The sequence below is a fragment of the Methylobacter sp. Wu1 genome (assembly GCF_036553575.1).
In the GTDB taxonomy this organism is placed as follows: Bacteria; Pseudomonadota; Gammaproteobacteria; order Methylococcales; family Methylomonadaceae; genus Methylobacter.
This window is the reverse complement of the sequence record NZ_JAZHOC010000040.1, coordinates 38,380-57,410: the sequence shown is the minus strand read 5'-3', so window position 1 is coordinate 57,410 and position 19,031 is coordinate 38,380. Positions and strand designations below refer to the sequence as shown.

Sequence of the window (19,031 nt, the reverse complement as noted above, 5' to 3'; positions counted from 1 at the left end):
TTGAAAAATGAACCCTCCCAATTGAGTATCAAACGCAAGCGGTTTCGAGCGGCATTAAATGATCAATTTAGGGAGCAGGTCATTTTTTCTTCTTGAGATTTATATGCGCTTGCCCTGCTAATAGCCGCAACACTTCGACTCTACAGCGATAATTTGTTATAATCGACCGGTTATTAATCTCATGTAACCGGTGCTGGCTAAAAGGAATTTTGAACGCGGCGCGGTTGCTTTATGAAGGAAAATCATGCCCGCGCCGTGCGCGGCATTTACGTATATATACGGATCAATGTCAGACTTCGCTAAAGAAATTATCCCGGTAAATCTCGAAGACGAGATGAAACAGTCGTACCTTGATTACGCGATGAGCGTGATTATAGGTCGAGCCCTTCCAGATGCCAGAGACGGCCTTAAGCCGGTTCACCGTCGTGTTTTATATGCGATGAGCGAACTGGGCAACGATTGGAACAAGCCTTATAAAAAATCAGCGCGTGTGGTCGGGGACGTCATCGGTAAATATCACCCGCACGGCGATACGGCCGTATATGACACCATCGTCCGCATGGCGCAGCCTTTTTCCTTACGCTATATGTTAATCGACGGGCAGGGCAACTTCGGTTCCGTCGATGGCGATTCACCCGCCGCGATGCGGTATACCGAAGTGCGCATGTCGAAAATTGCCCATGAGCTGCTGGCCGACCTCGATAAGGAAACCGTCGATTTTGCGCCCAACTATGACGAATCCGAATCCGAGCCTACTGTACTGCCGACGCGTATTCCGACATTGTTAGTTAACGGTTCATCCGGTATTGCCGTCGGCATGGCGACGAATATCCCACCGCATAATCTGGCCGAAGTGATCAGCGCCTGTCTGGCCTTGATCGATCAGCCTGAAACCACGATCCACGAATTGATGCAGCATGTCCCAGGGCCTGATTTCCCTACTGCGGGCATCATTAACGGCGCTTCCGGCATCTACAGCGCTTATACGACCGGACGCGGCAAAATCTATCTGCGCGCGCGTTGCCATTTCGAAGACATAGGCGACAGCAGCCGGCAGGCGATTATCGCGACTGAGTTGCCTTATCAGGTCAACAAGGCGCGTTTGCTGGAGAAAATCGCCGAACTGGTCAAGGACGGCAAGCTCGAAGGCATCTCCGGCCTGCGTGATGAGTCCGACAAGGACGGCATGCGCATGGTGATCGAGCTGCGCCGCGGCGAAGTGCCGGAAGTCATCCTGAACAATCTCTACAAACAGACGCAGTTCCAGACCGTTTTCGGCATCAACATGGTGGCGTTGCTGGACGGCCGCCCGCACTGCCTGAATCTGAAAGAGGTGCTCAATGCTTTCATTGATCACCGCCGCGAAATCGTCACGCGCAGAACGATTTACAATCTGCGCAAAGCACGCGAGCGCGCGCATATTTTGGAAGGTCTGGCTGTCGCTTTGGCCAATATCGATGAGATGATCGATCTGATCAAGGCAGCCAGCAACCCGGCAGTAGCCAAAGAAGGGCTGTTGGCCAGAACCTGGAATGCAGGATTGGTTTCATCATTGCTCGAGCGGGCCGATGCCGACCGTTCACGGCCCGAGGATCTGCTTCCCGAATTTGGCCTGGTCAATGGCGCTTACCGGCTTTCCGAAGCACAGGCTCAAGCTATTCTCGACTTGCGCCTGCATCGCTTGACGGGGCTTGAGCAGGACAAGATCGTCAATGAATACAAACAGTTGCTGGAACAGATTGACGAATACCTGGCGATCCTCGGCAACGATGCGCGGTTGATGGAAGTCATCAGGGAAGAACTGGTCGCCATCAAGGAGCAATATGCGGACGAGCGGCGCACTGAAATCATTCAAACGCAGCTGGATCTGTCCGATGAAGATCTGATTACCGAGGAAGACATGGTTGTGACCATGTCGCACGAAGGCTATGTCAAGGCTCAGCCGTTGAGCGATTACAAGGCCCAGCGGCGCGGCGGCCGCGGTAAATCGGCAACGGCAACCAAGGAAACCGATTTTATAGATAAGCTGATCGTTGCCAATACGCACGACACGATTTTGTGCTTCTCCTCGTCAGGCAAGGTCTACTGGCTTAAAGTCTACCAGTTGCCGGTAGCCAGCCGCGCCTCGCGCGGCAAGCCGTTTGTGAATTTATTGCCGCTGGAGCAGGGCGAAAAAATCAATGCGATGTTGCCGATCCGGGAATTTTCCGCCAATAAATTCATCTTTATGGCGACAGCCAGCGGCACAGTCAAAAAGACGCCGCTAATGGAATTCGAGCGTCAGCGTACCAGCGGCAAGATCGCGATTGAATTGAAGGAAAACGATGCACTGGTCGGCGTGGATGTGACCGACGGTCAGCAAAACGTGCTATTGTTCAGCAGTGACGGCAAAGCGGTCTGCTTCAACGAAACCGATGTGCGCTCTATGGGCAGAACGGCGTCCGGTGTGCGCGGCATCCGGCTGCAGGAAGGGCAGAAAGTCATTTCCCTGATTATCGGTACCGAAGGCACGGTGCTGAACATTACTGAGAACGGTTTCGGCAAGCGGACCCGGCTTGAGGAGTTCACCTGCCACAGACGCGGCGGCCAGGGCCTGATCGCCATTCAAACGTCGAAGCGCAACGGTGCGGTGGTCGGGGCTGTATTGGTCAACGATCATGATGAAATTATGCTGATTACCGATGCCGGCACGCTGGTGCGTACACCGGTTGACGGCATTTCGGTCGTCGGCAGAAACACCCAAGGTGTCACAGTCATTCGTCTGGATAAAAAAGAGAAAGTCGTCGGAGTCGACCGCATTGAAGGCGGACTGGCCGGCGAAGAAGACGAAGAGGTGATGGAATCGGAAACGGGAGCACTTGATGAAGTTGAATCCGGAGAAGAATCCTAATGTCCAGAGTATATAATTTCAGTGCAGGTCCATCGGCGCTTCCTGAACAGGTATTGCATCAGGCTCAGGCAGAATTAATGGAATGGCGCGACAGCGGCATGTCCGTCATGGAAATGAGCCATCGCGGCAAGTTTTTTTCCATCATCGCGGAAGAGCTGGAAAGCGATCTCAGAACCTTGCTGGCGATTCCCGACAATTACAAGGTTCTGTTCATGCAGGGCGGTGCAACGGCCCAGTTTTCGTTCATTCCGCAGAATATTCTGCGCGGCAAGACCAAAGCCTGTTATGTCAATACCGGCGCCTGGTCGGAAAAAGCCATACAGGATGCGAAAAACTATTGCGAAGTCGTTGTCAGCGCGAGCTCGGAGGCGTCAAGCTTTACGACTATTCCTGATCCCGCAGGCTGGGTTCTGGACGAGCAGGCAGCTTACTTACACTATACGTCTAACGAAACCATTCACGGCGTGGAGTTTTCCGATATTCCCGAAAGCCACGGCTTGCCGCTGGTTTCGGATATGTCCTCCAATATCCTGTCGCGCAAATTCGATCTGAGCCGATACGGTTTGATTTATGCCGGGACTCAGAAAAACATGGGGCCTTCCGGCGTCACGGTCGTGATCGTCAGGGACGACCTGATAGGCGATGTCGGCAAACAAGTGCCGCCGGTCTTCAGTTATGCCGAACAGGCAAAAAATCATTCCATGCTGAATACGCCGGCGACTTATAACTGGTATCTGGTCGGGCTGGTGCTGAAATGGCTGATGAAGCAGGGCGGCGTTGATGCCATCGAGCAGCGCAATATTGCCAAAGCCGAATTGTTGTATCAGGCTATTGACCAATCTTCCTTGTACCGGAATCCGGTGGAGCCTTCCTGTCGTTCGAGAATGAATGTGCCGTTCATTCTGGCTGACCAGAATCTGGATAAGGCGTTTCTTGCCGAAGCCGAAGCGAACGGGCTGTTCGAATTGAAGGGGCATCGTTCGGTCGGCGGCATGCGCGCCAGTATCTATAATGCCATGCCCGAGGCAGGCGTGCGGGCGCTGTGCGATTTTATGGCAGAATTTGAGAGAACCCATTAAACGAGAGCCGCCCTGATGACCTCAGTCACCCCACTTTCCGAATTAAGAGACAAAATCGATGCGATCGATAAGCAGATTCTGCAATTGATCAATCAACGCGCGTGCTGTGCGATGGAAGTCGCCAAAACCAAAATTGCTCAAGGCGAGAACGGCACTTTTTACCGGCCTGATCGCGAATCCCTGGTTTTACGGCGCATCAAGGAATTAAATGAAGGGCCTCTGTCCGATGACACCGCCATGCGCTTCTTCAGGGAATTGATGTCGGCATGCCTGGCGCTGGAAAAGCCGCTCGATGTGGCTTTTTTAGGGCCAGAGGGCACATTTACCCAGCAGGCGGCTTTCAAGCATTTCGGGCATGCCGTCAAAACCGTGCCTGCCGCCACTATTAACGAAATCTTTAATTCGGTCGAAAGCGGCAATTGCCAGTTCGGCGTCGTGCCGGTCGAGAATTCTACCGAAGGCGTTATCAGTCATACTCTGGACCGGTTTCTGTCATCACCGTTGAAAATCTGCGGCGAAGTTGAAATCAGGGTGCATCATAACCTGATGGGGAATGTGGAGAGCCTGGCCGATATTACCGAGGTCTTCTCCCATCAGCAATCGCTGGCCCAATGCCGGCAGTGGCTGGACAGGCATTTGCCGCATGCTCAGCGAATTGCAGTCAACAGCAATGCCGAGGCGGCAAGGCTGGTGTCGACCAAGATACAGGCGGCTGCGATTGCCGGTCAGGTGGCTGCCGAGTTGTATGGACTCAATATTCTGGAAAAGAACATTGAAGATGAACCCAACAATACAACGCGCTTTATTATCATAGGCCAGCAAACATCGGCTTCCACGGGCAACGACAAAACCTCGCTGGTGGTCTCTACAGGCAATCAGCCCGGCGCTTTGCATAAAATTCTCGAGCCTTTTGCAAGATTCGGCATCGGCATGATGCATATCGAGTCCCGGCCTTCAAGGCAGGGCTTGTGGGATTATGTCTTTTTTATTGATATTGAAGGCCATTGCGAGGATGAGGATGTGGCGCAAGCCCTGGAGTTGCTGAAAGGCAATGTGCATATGCTCAATATTCTGGGCTCTTATCCTAAAGCCGTTCTTTAATTTTTTATTCCTATGACATGGCGCATGCCTTTTAAGCAAAACCAATGAACAACACTAACAGTATTTACAACCTTGCCGTACCCGGCGTGCAACAACTTGTTCCTTATGTGCCCGGTAAACCCATTGAAGAACTGGAACGGGAACTGGGACTGAGCCGGATTATCAAGCTGGCTTCCAATGAAAATCCCTTGGGTCCGGGAAAGAAGGCGTTGGAGGCTATTGAGGCTACTTTGCCGCAATTGGCGCTGTATCCCGATGGCAATGGTTTCAACTTAAAACAGGCGCTGGCCCGCAAATATGACGTCCAAGCCGCTCAGATCACGCTGGGCAATGGCTCCAATGAAATTCTGGAACTGGTTGCCCGCGCGTTTTTAACGCCGGAACTGGAAGTGGTGTTCTCGCAGCATGCTTTTGCCGTCTATCCGATCGTGACGCAAGCAGTCGGCGCCAAGGCTGTGGTCGTGCCGGCCGTAAATTACGGCCATGACTTGGACGCCATGCTGCAGGCCGTTACCGAAAAAACGCGGCTCGTTTTTGTCGCCAACCCCAACAATCCAACCGGGACATTGGTCGATCAGGCTAGCCTGGAGCGTTTCATCAAGGCTTTGCCTGAAACCTGTCTGTGCGTCCTTGATGAAGCCTATTATGAGTTTGTCCACAGCACAGATCCTGTCGATTCGATAAGCTGGCTGAAAAAATATCCCAACCTGCTGATTACCCGTACTTTCTCGAAAGCTTACGGGTTGGCCGGATTGCGCGTGGGGTACGGTCTGTCGAGTCCAGAGCTTGCCGATATGCTGAACCGGGTCCGTCAGCCTTTCAACAACAACATGCTGGCTTTGGCGGCTGCAGAAGCCGCTTTATCCGATGCCGAGCATCTGCAGAGGACGATTGCCGTCAATGCGCAGGGCATGCGGCAGTTGACGGATAGCTTCAAAGCCCTCGGCCTGGAGTGGATTCCTTCGCACGGCAACTTCGTTTCGGTTGATTTAAAACGGCCGGGCCAGCCAGTTTATGAAAACCTGCTGAGAAAAGGCGTAATTGTCAGGCCCGTAGCCAATTACGAAATGCCCAACCATTTACGTATCAGCATAGGCACAGAAGAGGAAAACCGGATTTTTCTTGATGCATTAACAGATGTGCTGAGCAATGTTTGACCGACTCTGTATTATTGGCGTCGGCCTGATCGGCGGCTCGATGGCGCGGGCCGCAAGGCGATGCGGATTAAGCAGGCAGATTGTCGGCTATGGGCGTGAGCAGGATTTGGAAAATCTGCAGACGGCAAAACGGCTGCAGGTCATCGATGATTACTATCTGAATATCGGGCAGGCGCTGGAAAACGCCGATTGCGTGGTGATTGCCGCGCCGGTTGGTTCAATGGCCGGCATATTGGCTTTATTGAAGCCGTTCTGGACGGAAAACGCCATTTATACGGACGTAGGCAGCACCAAGGGCAGCGTCATCGAGGCGGCAAAACAGGTTTTCGGCGCCATGCCGGATAATCTGGTGCCGGCTCATCCGATTGCCGGGGCGGAGAAAAGCGGCGTAGAGGCTGCCTTGGATGATTTGTTTCTGAACAAGCGCCTGATAATCACGCCGATGGAAAATACCCGGCCGGATGCGTTACAGAAAATCCAGCGTTTTTGGGAAAGTCTGGGGTCTTTAGTATCCATCATGGATGTTGACCATCATGATGCGATCTTGGCGGCGACCAGTCATCTGCCTCATATCCTTGCGTATTCTTTAGTGGACATGCTCGGGCGCAAGGACGAGCAAAGCGAAATCTTCAAGTATGCCGCCGGCGGCTTCAGGGATTTTACCCGTATCGCCTCCAGTGATCCGACCATGTGGCTGGATATCTGCTCGGCCAATAAGGAACAAATTATCCCGTTAATTCAACAATTAAAGAGTGAACTGGATAAAATAGAACAAATGCTGGCAAACGATGACCGCCGGCAGCTTTTTGAAACTTTCACGTATGCCCGAAATGCGCGGCAACGCTTTCTTGATCAGTTTGAAGGTAATAATGTCGAAAACAATAACATTTAAAGTTCAGCCGGGCGGGAAACTGCAGGGCGAGGCGCGCGTGCCGGGCGATAAATCCATCTCGCACCGCTCGATTATGCTGGGGGCGCTGGCTGAGGGCGTAACGCACGTCAAAGGTTTCCTTGAAGCGGAAGACGCTTTGGCAACGCTGCAGGCTTTTCGCGATATGGGCGTACGGATTGAAGGGCCGGTCAACGGTGAACTGACAATTCACGGCGTCGGCAAACATGGCTTGAAAGCGCCCGCGAAAGAACTTTACCTGGGCAATTCCGGCACATCCATGCGTTTGTTGAGCGGCTTGCTGGCTGGGCAGGCGTTCAACTCAGTTCTGACGGGCGACAAATCGCTATCCGGCAGGCCTATGAAGCGGGTCACCGAGCCACTGGCGGCAATGGGCGCCGATATAAAAACCACAGAGAAGGGCACAGCGCCTTTGCACATTACCGGCAAGGCCGGGCAATTGACCGGCATCGATTATGTCATGCCGATGGCCAGCGCCCAGGTCAAATCGTGTCTACTGCTGGCAGGGATGTATGCGCAGGGCGAAACCAGTGTGACTGAGCCTGCGCCGACGCGCGATCATACCGAGCGCATGCTGGCCGGTTTTTCTTATCCTGTAAAACAGCAGGGAAACAAAGTCAGCATTAATTCCAATGGCTTTTTAACAGCGACTGAAATCGATGTGCCCAGCGATATTTCATCGGCGGCATTTTTCCTGGTCGGCGCCTCCATCGCGCCAGGCTCTGACCTGCTGCTGAAACATGTCGGCATCAACCCGACGCGTACCGGGATTATCGATATTCTAAAGCTGATGGGTGCGCGTATCGAAGTGCTCAACGAGCGCATTGTCGGCGGCGAACCGGTAGCCGATCTGCATGTGATTTATAGCCCGTTGAAAGGCATCGATATACCTGAAGCGCTGGTGCCGCTGGCCATTGACGAGTTCCCAGCGCTGTTTATTGCCGCCACCTGTGCGCAAGGGCAGACGCGCCTGACCGGTGCGGAAGAGCTCCGGGTCAAGGAATCGGACCGTATTCAGGTGATGGCCGATGGCTTGCAGGCGCTAGGCGTCGATGCGCAGCCTACGGCAGACGGCATGATCATTCAGGGCGGGCCGATAGGCGGCGGCGAAGTGATTTCGCACGGCGATCACCGCATCGCGATGTCGTTTTCAATTGCCGGATTACGCGCTAACGCGCCTATTACCATTCATGACTGCGAGAATGTGAATACGTCTTTTCCGGGATTCAAGGATCTGGCCAAGAATTTGGGGCTTGATTTGGCTTGCGAGGCGATGTAATGGCAATACCGGTTTTAACGATCGATGGGCCTAGCGGAGCGGGCAAAGGCACGGTCAGCCGGGCTGTGGCAAAAAGGCTGGGCTGGCACTATCTCGATAGCGGCTCTATCTATCGCTCACTGGCGATAGCCGTGTTGAAACAGAAGGTCGAACTGACTGATGTGCCTGAGATTGTGAAAGTGGCGCAATCCATGGCGTTAGAGTTTGAGTGCAATGATGAGCTGGTGGTAAAGCTTGATGGCGAGGATATTACCTCGCAATTGGGGCTTGAAAGCACGGGGAATGCGGCTTCGATCGTTGCTGTCTTGCCGGAAGTGCGCAGCGTTCTGTTGCAGAAGCAGAAGGATTTCAAGAAGATGCCTGGGCTGGTCGCTGACGGCCGCGATATGGGGACGGTGGTTTTTCCCGATGCTGAAATAAAGGTATTTTTAACGGCCAGCGCAGCCGAGAGGGCCCAAAGACGATATAAACAGTTGATAGAAAAAGGAATTGATGCTAACCTAGCTCTCTTAACAAATGAGATAGAAGAGCGTGACCGCCGCGACACGGAGCGAAAAACGGCTCCATTGTCCATGGCCAGCGATGCGCTTTATATCGATTCCTCTAATATGACGATTGATGAGGTCATTGAAGAGGTAGTGAATTTAATCCGTTAAGGATTTTTTTACAGCTGCATGCAGACTATGCAGCATTCTTTTAACTTTGACAACGAGAAGGCTTGTTCGAATCTCGATCAGGCTTGGGAAAATTGAAAATGAGCGAAAGCTTTGCGGAATTATTTGAAGAAAGTCTAACCAAGACAGAAATGCGTCCTGGCGCCATGTTAATGGGTACTGTGGTCGATATCGAAAACGATATGATCATCGTCAGCACTCATTCCAAATCAGAAGGTGTCATTCCAAAATGGCAGTTTTTGAACAATGACGGCGAACTGGAAGTTAAAGTCGGGGACGAGATTGAAGTTGCCCTTGATTTATTTGAAGATGGTTTAGGCGCTACACTTCTTTCCCGAGATAAAGCGAAGAAAAACAAAGCCTGGTCTGAGCTGGAAACCGCGTTTGAAAAAGATGCTACAGTTACAGGCCGCATCACCGGTAAAGTGCGCGGCGGTTTCACCGTTGCTGTTGGCGCGTTGCGTGCGTTTCTGCCAGGTTCACTGGTTGATGTGCGCCCAATCAGAGATACGGCTTTCCTGGAAAACCGTGATCTGGATTTCAAAGTTATCAAGATCGACCAGAAACGTAACAACGTTGTTCTGTCACGTCGTGCAGTTGTAGAAAAAGAATACAGCGCGGAAAGAGAAGAGTTGCTGAAAACGCTGGAAGAAGGCGCGATCGTTACCGGTGTGGTTAAAAACCTGACCGATTACGGCGCATTCATTGATCTGGGCGGTATTGACGGTCTGTTGCACATCACTGACATGGCATGGCGTCGTGTGCGTCATCCTTCCGAGTGCGTGGAAATCGGCCAGGAAATTCAGGTTAAAGTGCTGAAATACGACAAAGACAAAAACCGTGTTTCATTAGGCATGAAGCAAATGGGTGAAGATCCATGGCAAAACATCAACCGTCGTTACCCAGCCGGCACTCGCGTATTCGGTAAAGTGAACAATCTGACCGATTACGGCTGTTTCGTTGAAATCGAAGAAGGCGTAGAAGGTCTGGTGCACGTGTCTGAAATGGATTGGACTAACAAAAACGTTAACCCATCCAAGATTGTGCAATTGGGTGATGAAGTTGAAGTCATGGTACTGGAAATCGACGAAGAGCGCCGTCGTATTTCTTTGGGCATGAAACAATGCAAAACCAATCCTTGGGATGAATTCGCTGCGACTCATAACAAAGGCGACAAGATTAGCGGCAAAATCAAATCAATTACCGATTTCGGTATCTTTATCGGCCTGGAAGGCGGTATTGACGGTCTGGTTCATATGTCTGACATTTCCTGGGCTGATGACGGCGAAGCCGCGGTTCGCGAATTCAAAAAAGGCGACGAGCTGGAAACTGTCATTTTAGCGGTTGATTCCGAGCGCGAGCGTATCTCTCTGGGTATCAAACAGCTTGAGCAGGATCCGTTCCAGAACTTCCTGGCGACTCATGAGAAAGGCAGCCTGGTTACAGGCACAATCAAAGAAGTCGACGCTAAAGGCGCTGTCGTTACCTTGGCGGATCATGTTGAAGGCTACATTCGCGCTTCCGAGATCCAACGTGACCGCGTTGAAGATGCACGCACTCTGTTGAAAGAAGGCGATGCAATTGAAGCCAAATTCATTGGTGTGGATAAGAAAAGCAAAACTATTTCTTTATCCATCAAAGCCAAGGATCAGGAAGAAGAGTCGCACGCTATTAAAGATTACTCCCAGCAACAAGCTGGCACACCGACCTTGGGTGATATCTTTAAACAAATGGAAAAATAAAAACCATCCGGGGTATGCAGCCATGCATACCCCCTTTGATTTTATTTATTTGCACAGGATAGAATGTGACAAAATCTGAATTGATAGAAGCGCTTGCTAGACAACAACCTCATCTTGCACAAAAAGATGTGGAGCTGGCAGTAAAATGCATCATTGAGAAAATGAATCAGGCATTATCTTCCGGTGAACGCATTGAGATTAGAGGTTTTGGCAGTTTTTCCCTGCATTTACGCCCGCCGCGCATGGGTCGCAACCCTAAAACGGGTGATTCTGTGGCATTGGCAAAAAAATATGTACCGCATTTCAAGCCGGGCAAAGAACTCCGTGATAGAGTTGATGAGTCGCGCGCAAGATGCAAAATAATTGATTGAATAATCATCAACGCAAGGAACCAAGCCGGAATTTGTAATAGAACCGCTAGGGTATATTTTCTGATGTTTTTTTCATTGCGTTGATTTTTTCTTCTTCCAATTTCCCCCATACTCGGTGCAATTTCACCGCCTTCTTTGATTTCTTCAATGCTGATACACACTCTCGGTCTTTTTGCCAATAGTGTTGCTGGCTTCTTGATTAAGCTGAAGTCTCAGTTTGCTTTTATTTAAGCAAAAAGTTGCTAAAATTCAGGCATGTCTTTGCGGGGCCGCAAGCCATTCTTTTTATTCTCTCGCCTTTAATCTGACCACTACGCAAATCAATGAAAATTGATTTATTCCAAGCAATGGAACACGAGTTTTTGAGTGTGTTAGGTTATTATGATATAGTCATTCTTAATGAGAACGATTATTGATTAGAGTCTGTTCCATTCATAGATTTCAATAACTCCTAATACCCAAGGCTCAATTATGTGGTTACGCTTAAAAAATCTTGCTGTTGGAGACTCAGGGAAAATAATAGGCTTCGATGCATCAGGCAAAGCCTATCGTAAACGATTGCTGGCCATGGGGTTAACGCCAGGCACTGATTTTAGTATTACCCGTTTTGCACCCATGGGCGATCCGGTTGAAATTAAGCTGCGCGGGTTTTCACTGACCCTGCGCAAGGACGAAGCCGCAATTCTGTTGATTGAGAAAATCTGATGAGTGCCGATTTCACGGTGGGCGTGGTCGGCAATCCCAATTGCGGCAAGACCACGCTCTTCAATGCATTGACCGGCGCCAAGCAGTACGTAGGCAATTGGCCTGGCGTTACAGTCGAGAAAAAAACCGGTCAATATACATTCGATAACAAAGTTATTGAATTGGTTGATTTGCCGGGAACTTACTCTTTAGAAGCCGCCGATGATCAGGTTTCTTTGGATGAAAAAGTCGCGCGCGATTACGTTGCTTCCAAGGAAGCAGATTTGATCATCAATATCATCGATGCATCCAGTATAGAAAGAAATCTTTATTTAACATCGCAGCTGATTGAAATGCGAGTGCCGATGATTCTGGTGCTCAACATGATGGACGTCGTAAAACAGCGCGGGATTAAAATTGACGTTGATTTTCTTGCCGAACAGCTGGGCTGCCCAGTCATTCCAATAAGTGCTTCAAACAAGAGCGGCATCAAGGTTTTAAAAGCCGCCATCAATAGTTCGGCCATGGCGAAGCCGATACCGACGGTAAAAGTTACCTATTCGTCTGCATTGGAACAGGCCATAAACGACCTTTCGCCTTTATTGGCCGATGCGGCCGAACGGCACCAGTGCGACCGGCGATGGCTGGCAGTTCGGTTACTCGAAGACGATACGCTGGCTATAAGGCTGGCTGGAAATGAGTTATTGCCGACAGTTTCGAAACTGCAACGGAGAGTGGAGGACGAGACCGGCGATGAAATCGACATTCTTGCCGCCGATGCCCGCTACGGATTTGTTAACCAGCTGACTCAGGGGGCGGTCTGCAAGCTGCATGAAGTCAGCCGGCACATGACCGATAAAATCGACTACATTGTCCTGAACAGATTTTTAGGCATTCCGATTTTCTTGCTGGTCATGTACGCGATGTTCATGTTTACGATCAATATCGGCAGCGCTTTTGTTGATTTTTTCGATCAGGCCGCGGGCGCTTTGCTGGTCGATGGCCTGAATCTGGTGCTGGCAGGGCTTAACTGGCCCGAATGGCTGATCGTCATGCTGGCCAACGGTGTCGGCGGAGGCATCCAGGTCGTTACCACCTTCATTCCTATCGTCGGCTTTCTGTTTATGTTCCTGTCAGCTCTGGAAGATTCCGGCTACATGGCCAGAGCGGCTTTTGTCATGGACCGCTTCATGCGCATGATCGGGCTGCCGGGCAAATCCTTCGTGCCGATGATTGTCGGTTTCGGCTGTAATGTGCCGGCGATTATGGCTACACGGACTCTGGAAAACCAGCGGGACAGAATCCTGACCAATCTCATGAATCCGTTCATGTCCTGTGGCGCGAGATTGCCTGTCTACGCCTTGTTTGCGGCGGCTTTCTTTCCTGTCGGCGGCCAGAATCTGGTTTTCGGCTTGTACCTCCTGGGCATCATTGTGGCTGTAATGACCGGCCTGATCATGCGTCATACGCTGTTTAAAGGCGAGTCAGCGCCATTTATCATGGAACTGCCGACCTATCATATGCCGACGCTGAACGGCGTTTTTATCCGCACCTGGGACCGGCTCAAATCCTTTTTATTCAATGCCGGCAAAGTTATCGTACCGATGGTGCTGGTGCTCAATTTTCTTAATGCCTGGGGTACGGATGGCAGTTTTGGCCAGGAAAACAGTAATAAATCGGTGTTAAGCGAAATCGGGCGAAGCCTGACGCCCGCTTTTAAACCGATGGGCATTGAGAATGACAACTGGCCGGCAACAGTCGGCATTTTTACCGGCGTACTGGCGAAAGAAGCCGTGGTTGGCACATTGGACGCTTTGTACAGTCAACTTGGAGCGACTGAGCAGGATGCGTCTGATAAGCCAGAGTTTGACCTCAAAGAGGCCTTGATCGCTGCCTGTTTGACTGTGCCTGAAAACTTGCGGGCAGTAGCCGATAATCTTTTAGATCCTTTGGGGTTAAATATCGGTACGGTCGACAATATCGATACTGCTGCCGATGAACAGAAAGTCAAAACCGCTACCTTTGCCGCCATGCAAAGCAGTTTTGACGGTCAGGAAGGCGCTTTTGCCTATCTATTGTTTATTTTATTGTATGCGCCGTGCGTAGCAGCAACTGCCGCCATTTACAGGGAAACTAATCTGGGCTGGACTGTGTTTGTCGTGCTCTGGACTACCGGCATGGCCTATATGACGGCCACTCTGTTTTACCAGTCCATGACTTACAGTCGGCATCCGGAGTATTCCCTGTACTGGATGGCGGGGCTGATGCTGGCCTTTTCGTCTGTCCTGATCGGATTGTGGCTGGTCGGACGAAACAGCGACGTACGAATTAGCCGGGAGTCTTATCATGATACTGTCTGATTTAAGAAACTATTTACAACAGCAGCGCCGGGCCGCCCTGATAGACCTGGTCAATCATTTCGGCACCGATGCCGATGCGCTTCGCGGCATGTTGAGCAAATGGGTCAGCAAAGGCAGAGTGCGCAAAACGTCGCTGGAATCGTCCTGCGGCACCAGTTGCTGCAAATGTGATCCGGCTTTGACAGAGCTTTATGAATGGATTGATGAGAAATAGCTAATCATCAATTCAAGACAGAAAAACCACGAAGAACTCAGAAAGTACGAAGATTGTATTCTGGTTGGTTCTTCGCGGCTCATTAATCAAATGGCTTTCACTTTCCATGGATCGCTAATTCTAAAGTAGTTTTTTTGATAGGCGCCGAAATACGCCGGTTATAGGAGAGGCTGGCTGATACCCTGCCTCTTGTGCCTTTCGGAAACTGGACTAAGCTTGTTATATTTACTTCATAGACGAGCATAACAATGTCCGAGCAACAATCCGATATCCTGATCGGCTATTTATCCGAAGTCCGCGGCGACGGCATGGATGCCAGAATAACCGAAGAGCATTCAAATGATTCACCTATCATCAAAGTAGGCGACGAAGAGATATTGGCCGGTCATATCGGATCTTATGTCGTTATCCGGCAGGCCAATATCGGTGTTCTGGCGCTGGTCTTCAAGATGTGGGAACAGGATCGTTTCGACAATAACGACAGGCGCAAGTCCGATCGGTTTATTTCCCTGATTCCGGTTGGAGAGATTCAGGATAACGGAACCTTCATTCGAGGCGTGCGCCACTACCCGACACCGGGTGCGAAAGTCTATGCCGTGGGCTTGAGTGAAATCAACGCCATTTTCTCGAAATTCCGCGAGTACAGATTTTTTATCGGCCAATTGGCTTCGCATAAAGATTATCACTTAAGCTTGGACCCGCGCGCGCTTTTCGGCCGCCATTTCGCCATCGTCGGGCAGTCGGGTTCGGGTAAGTCATGGACCGTCACGAGCCTGATTCAAAATACGATCAAGGCGATGCCCAAAAGCCATATCATCATGCTGGACCTGCACGGCGAGTATTGCTGGAAAGATAATGACGGTATGATTCAATCGGCGTTTCCTAACGAATTGGTCAACTATGTCGATGCCATGGAAATGGAAATGCCGTACTGGATGATGACCTATGCCGAACTGGTCGATTTGTTCATAGACCGGGACGACAAGGGCGCCACGTTGCAAATGTCATTCCTGCGCGAAGTGTTGCAGCAGCTCAAGCGCAAGGAAGCCAGAAGGATCGGCCTGCCGACGGTTTCGATCGATACGCCGATTTATTTTTCGCTGGCCGAAATGTATATGCAATTCAAGGCCGCCAATGAAGAGCGAAAAGACTTCGGCAAAGTGCAGGGCGCCTTGTTCGGCCAGTTCGACGAATTCCTGATCCGGATGCAAAGCCGTTTCAACGACGTCCGCTATGATTTCCTGCTGAAACCGAAATTACGCAACACCTCCGAAAGCATGTCCGATTTGCTGCGGCAGTTTGTTGGCCTTGGCGATAAAAAAGCCAACATTACCGTCGTCGATTTAAGTTCCGTGCCGACCGACGTCAGGCCCGCCGTTTCTGCCCAGGTCGGCCGTCTGGCTTATGAATTCAATTACTGGAATCCGCGCCGGCGCGATTTTCCGATCACGCTGATCTGCGAGGAAGCGCATGCCTATATTCCGAGAGAAAAGAACGGCCCGTTCGAAGGCACTAAAAGGATGATGGAACGTATAGCCAAGGAAGGGCGTAAATACGGGGTATCGATCGGCGTCGTCAGCCAGCGGCCCACTGAACTGTCGGAAACGATGCTGTCGCAATGCAGTTCATTTATCTGCCTGCGCACCACAAACCCGGACGACCAGGCTTATATCAGAGGGCTTGTTCCTGAGGCTGAAGGCGATTTAACCGATATTCTGACTTCGCTCGGCAGAGGCGAAGCGTTGGTGCTGGGCGAGGCGGCGCCGTTGCCGACGCGCGTACAGATTTATCGGCCCAATCCGGAACCGAAAAGCAATGACGTCGATTATTTCACCAGTTGGCGGGAAGGCCCGACCGATCTGAATGTCGATGAAATAGTCAACTTCTGGCGAACCCAGACCCGAAAGTAAAGCCATTAATCCCTGCACGGCATAAAGCCGCGCAGGGACAGGGGCCTATTGCTTTTCTACAGTCTTAATGAAGGCATTGGCTTCCTGAATCGATTTCTCCATGGCCGCAATCAGGGTCGATACGTCAGATTGCACCAAGCTTAGCTGTCCTTTCAAGGATGCGATCGCCTGGGCATTCAGGTTGTGCTTCAAATATAACACCTGATCCTTAAACACGTTCAACACCGGCGCCATTTTTGCTTCGGCGCGTTTCATGGCGGTAATGAGTTGCTTGTAGTGCGCCTTGGTAGCCGTCAACTTTTGCTGACTGCTGCGCTTCAGCGATACGTTGCTGTATTGGTTCAGTTCATCTTCCCATTCGCGGAATAAGGCATCGGAGACATCCTCGATGTCGCTGATGCGTTGTCTGACTTCCTCGGCTTTCCTGACGCTGTCTTCGTATTCACCGTTCAGTTTGTTATAAGTCGCTTCGAGATTTCCGCCTTTAAAATTGGTCAGGGCGGTAAACTGTTCCAGCGCCGACTTGAATTGCTCCTTGGTTTCTTCCTGCGTGTCGCGGGCTTTTTCCACCCGATAAACCATGACCTCGCGTTTAGGGATGCCTATTTTTTCCAGGCCGCCGTAATACATGCTCGAGCAGGCAGTCAAAGAGCACATTGAGCCGATTAAAATAAAACGCCGTAAAAAAGTCATAAAAACTCCTGTTATCAGATCGATGCATTATATTGGAAATACATCACCTTGAATAATAAGTTATAATTGGCGGTTTCGTTAGCAAATTCCACTAAATCAAAGGCATGTCAGAATTACTTTCAGAACTGCGGCGTCGGCGCACGTTCGCTATTATTTCCCACCCTGACGCAGGTAAAACCACACTGACTGAAAAACTGTTGCTGTTCGGCGGCGCCATTCAGCTGGCGGGTTCCGTAAAGGGGCGCAAAGCCGCACGCCATGCGACGTCTGACTGGATGGAGATGGAAAAGGAGCGTGGGATCTCGGTCACGACCTCGGTCATGCAGTTCGAGCACAGAGGCTGCATTATCAATCTGTTAGACACGCCCGGCCATGAAGACTTCTCCGAAGACACCTATCGGACGCTGACGGCCGTCGACTCAGCTCTGATGGTCATAGACGTCGCCAAGGGTGTCGAGGAAAGAACCATCAACCTGATGGAAGTCTGCCGCCTGCGTACGACGCCTATTCTGACCTTTATCAACAAGCTCGACCGGGAAGGGCGCGAGCCGATCGAACTGATGGATGAGGTCGAGGACGTCCTGAAAATCAATTGCGCGCCCATGACCTGGCCTATCGGCATGGGCAAGCGTTTCAAGGGTGTTTATCATCTGTACAAGGATGAGATTCACCTGTTCAGCCCGCAGCATGGCGGCAGAATCGCCGAAGCCGAAGTCATCAAAGGCCTGGACAATCCCAAGCTGGACGAGCTGTTAGGCGATCAGGCGCAGGAATTAAGGGATGAAATCGACCTAGTGAAAGGCGCCAGCCATGAGTTCGATCTGGATGCCTATCTGGCCGGCAGACTGACGCCCGTTTTCTTCGGCTCCGCGATCAACAACTTCGGCATTCTGGAACTGCTCGATGCGTTCGCCGAATATGCCCCGTCGCCCAGATCGCGCGAAGCCATACAACGCACCGTTTCGCCCGAAGAAGACAAATTCAGCGGCTTCGTATTCAAGGTCCAGGCCAACATGGACCCGGCGCACCGCGACCGCGTGGCCTTCCTGCGCGTCTGCTCGGGCAAGTTCGACAAAGGCATGAAGATCAATCATGTCCGCATCGGCAAAAACGTTCAGGTGTCCAACGCGATCACGTTTCAGGCCGACACCCGCAAAAGCGTCGAGGAAGCTTATCCGGGCGATATCATTGGTTTGCACAACCACGGCACGATTCAGGTCGGCGATACCTTTACCCAGGGCGAAGTCCTCAAATACGGCGGCATTCCTTATTTCGCGCCGGAACTGTTCCGCCGCGTAGTGCTGAAAGATCCGCTCAGAGCCAAGGCCCTGCAAAAAGGCCTCGTGCAGTTGACCGAAGAAGGCGCGACGCAGTTGTTCAGGCCGCTGAAAAACAACGACCTGATCCTGGGCGCCGTGGGCGTGCTGCAGTTTGACGTCACTGCCTACCGCCTGAAGGCCGAATACAATGTCGAGTGCGTGTACGACGCCGTATCGGTTTCGACGGTGCGTTGGGTCAGCTCGGACAAACCCGGCAAACTGGAGGAATTCAGGAATAAAGCCTTCGACAACCTGGCAGAAGACGGCGGCGGTTATCTGGTTTATCTGGCTACTAGCCGGGTCAACCTGCAACTGACTGAAGAACGCTGGCCTGATATCAAATTCAGCGCGACGAGGGAATTGTAATAACAATATAGTGATGAGCATGAAATAACTCAGACTGTAGGTGCGAATTCATTCGCACTGTGCAGCTTAGAGAGTTATCTTGTGCATGTTACATAGCTTGCGGGGTATTGATGACTCATCAACATTTTTGAGATTGTAGACAACCCAAACGCAGTAAGTGCCGTGCCTTTCTACGAGATAGAAGAGGCAAGTGAGGTTGGCAAATGGTGCAGCATTATAGTCATCTTTCTCAAAAGCATGGTGTAGACTCTCGGCTAGTTGAGGCAATCATATATATGGAAA

General features: G+C 51.2%; 15 protein-coding genes. 14 read left to right on the top strand and 1 reads right to left on the bottom strand.

All coding sequences use genetic code 11. The features are described from left to right. Window positions 1–286: 286 nt before the first annotated feature. From gyrA to V2P20_RS05630, 13 genes are all read left to right on the top strand, one after another. Entirely contained in the window at window positions 287–2,890 is a 2,604-nt protein-coding gene (gene gyrA, locus V2P20_RS05690) for a DNA gyrase subunit A (protein ID WP_331816991.1), read from the top strand. After that, complete coding sequence (serC, locus tag V2P20_RS05685) at window positions 2,890–3,969, top strand: 3-phosphoserine/phosphohydroxythreonine transaminase (protein ID WP_331816989.1); 1,080 nt, start codon at window positions 2,890–2,892, stop codon at window positions 3,967–3,969. The genes gyrA and serC overlap by 1 nt, the downstream gene beginning before the upstream one ends. A gap of 15 nt (window positions 3,970–3,984) precedes the next feature. Then, the gene (gene pheA / locus V2P20_RS05680; protein ID WP_331816987.1) at window positions 3,985–5,070 is read left to right on the top strand and encodes a prephenate dehydratase; all 1,086 of its coding nucleotides are present in this window, start codon (window positions 3,985–3,987) and stop codon (window positions 5,068–5,070) included. A gap of 44 nt (window positions 5,071–5,114) precedes the next feature. Beyond that, entirely contained in the window at window positions 5,115–6,227 is a 1,113-nt protein-coding gene (gene hisC, locus V2P20_RS05675; protein ID WP_331816985.1) for a histidinol-phosphate transaminase, read from the top strand. Next, on the top strand, window positions 6,220–7,119 hold the full coding sequence (locus tag V2P20_RS05670) for a prephenate dehydrogenase/arogenate dehydrogenase family protein (RefSeq protein WP_331816983.1): 900 nt from the start codon (window positions 6,220–6,222) through the stop codon (window positions 7,117–7,119). The genes hisC and V2P20_RS05670 overlap by 8 nt, the downstream gene beginning before the upstream one ends. Further along, entirely contained in the window at window positions 7,097–8,416 is a 1,320-nt protein-coding gene (aroA, locus tag V2P20_RS05665; protein ID WP_331816981.1) for a 3-phosphoshikimate 1-carboxyvinyltransferase, read from the top strand. The genes V2P20_RS05670 and aroA overlap by 23 nt, the downstream gene beginning before the upstream one ends. Continuing rightward, on the top strand, window positions 8,416–9,072 hold the full coding sequence (gene cmk / locus V2P20_RS05660) for a (d)CMP kinase (RefSeq protein WP_331816979.1): 657 nt from the start codon (window positions 8,416–8,418) through the stop codon (window positions 9,070–9,072). Before aroA ends, cmk begins: the two co-directional genes overlap by 1 nt. Before the next feature lie 98 nt (window positions 9,073–9,170). Next, window positions 9,171–10,832: a 30S ribosomal protein S1 gene (gene rpsA, locus V2P20_RS05655; RefSeq protein WP_331816977.1), complete on the top strand. Its 1,662-nt coding sequence runs from the start codon at window positions 9,171–9,173 to the stop codon at window positions 10,830–10,832. 65 nt (window positions 10,833–10,897) lie between these two features. Further along, window positions 10,898–11,203 (top strand): integration host factor subunit beta, encoded by a 306-nt coding sequence (locus V2P20_RS05650; RefSeq protein WP_194968843.1) that lies wholly within the window; start codon window positions 10,898–10,900, stop codon window positions 11,201–11,203. Between the two features lie 471 nt (window positions 11,204–11,674). After that, window positions 11,675–11,908: a FeoA family protein gene (locus V2P20_RS05645; RefSeq protein WP_194968842.1), complete on the top strand. Its 234-nt coding sequence runs from the start codon at window positions 11,675–11,677 to the stop codon at window positions 11,906–11,908. Beyond that, window positions 11,908–14,247 carry a Fe(2+) transporter permease subunit FeoB gene (feoB, locus tag V2P20_RS05640; protein WP_331816970.1) on the top strand — a complete coding sequence of 780 codons (2,340 nt, stop codon included), beginning with the start codon at window positions 11,908–11,910 and terminating at the stop codon, window positions 14,245–14,247. The genes V2P20_RS05645 and feoB overlap by 1 nt, the downstream gene beginning before the upstream one ends. Next, window positions 14,234–14,461, top strand: a complete 228-nt coding sequence (locus V2P20_RS05635) for a FeoC-like transcriptional regulator (RefSeq protein ID WP_268120231.1) — start codon at window positions 14,234–14,236, stop codon at window positions 14,459–14,461. Before feoB ends, V2P20_RS05635 begins: the two co-directional genes overlap by 14 nt. 248 nt (window positions 14,462–14,709) lie before the next feature. Next, entirely contained in the window at window positions 14,710–16,371 is a 1,662-nt protein-coding gene (locus tag V2P20_RS05630; RefSeq protein WP_331816963.1) for a DUF87 domain-containing protein, read from the top strand. Between the two features lie 45 nt (window positions 16,372–16,416). Here V2P20_RS05630 and V2P20_RS05625 read toward each other — a convergent pair whose 3' ends face one another. Further along, the gene (locus tag V2P20_RS05625; protein WP_331816961.1) at window positions 16,417–17,064 is read right to left on the bottom strand and encodes a DUF2959 domain-containing protein; all 648 of its coding nucleotides are present in this window, start codon (window positions 17,062–17,064) and stop codon (window positions 16,417–16,419) included. Window positions 17,065–17,168: 104 nt separating this feature from the next. Here V2P20_RS05625 and V2P20_RS05620 point away from each other — a divergent pair, with 104 nt between their 5' ends. Next, window positions 17,169–18,749, top strand: a complete 1,581-nt coding sequence (locus V2P20_RS05620; RefSeq protein ID WP_331816959.1) for a peptide chain release factor 3 — start codon at window positions 17,169–17,171, stop codon at window positions 18,747–18,749. Window positions 18,750–19,031: the final 282 nt, after the last annotated feature.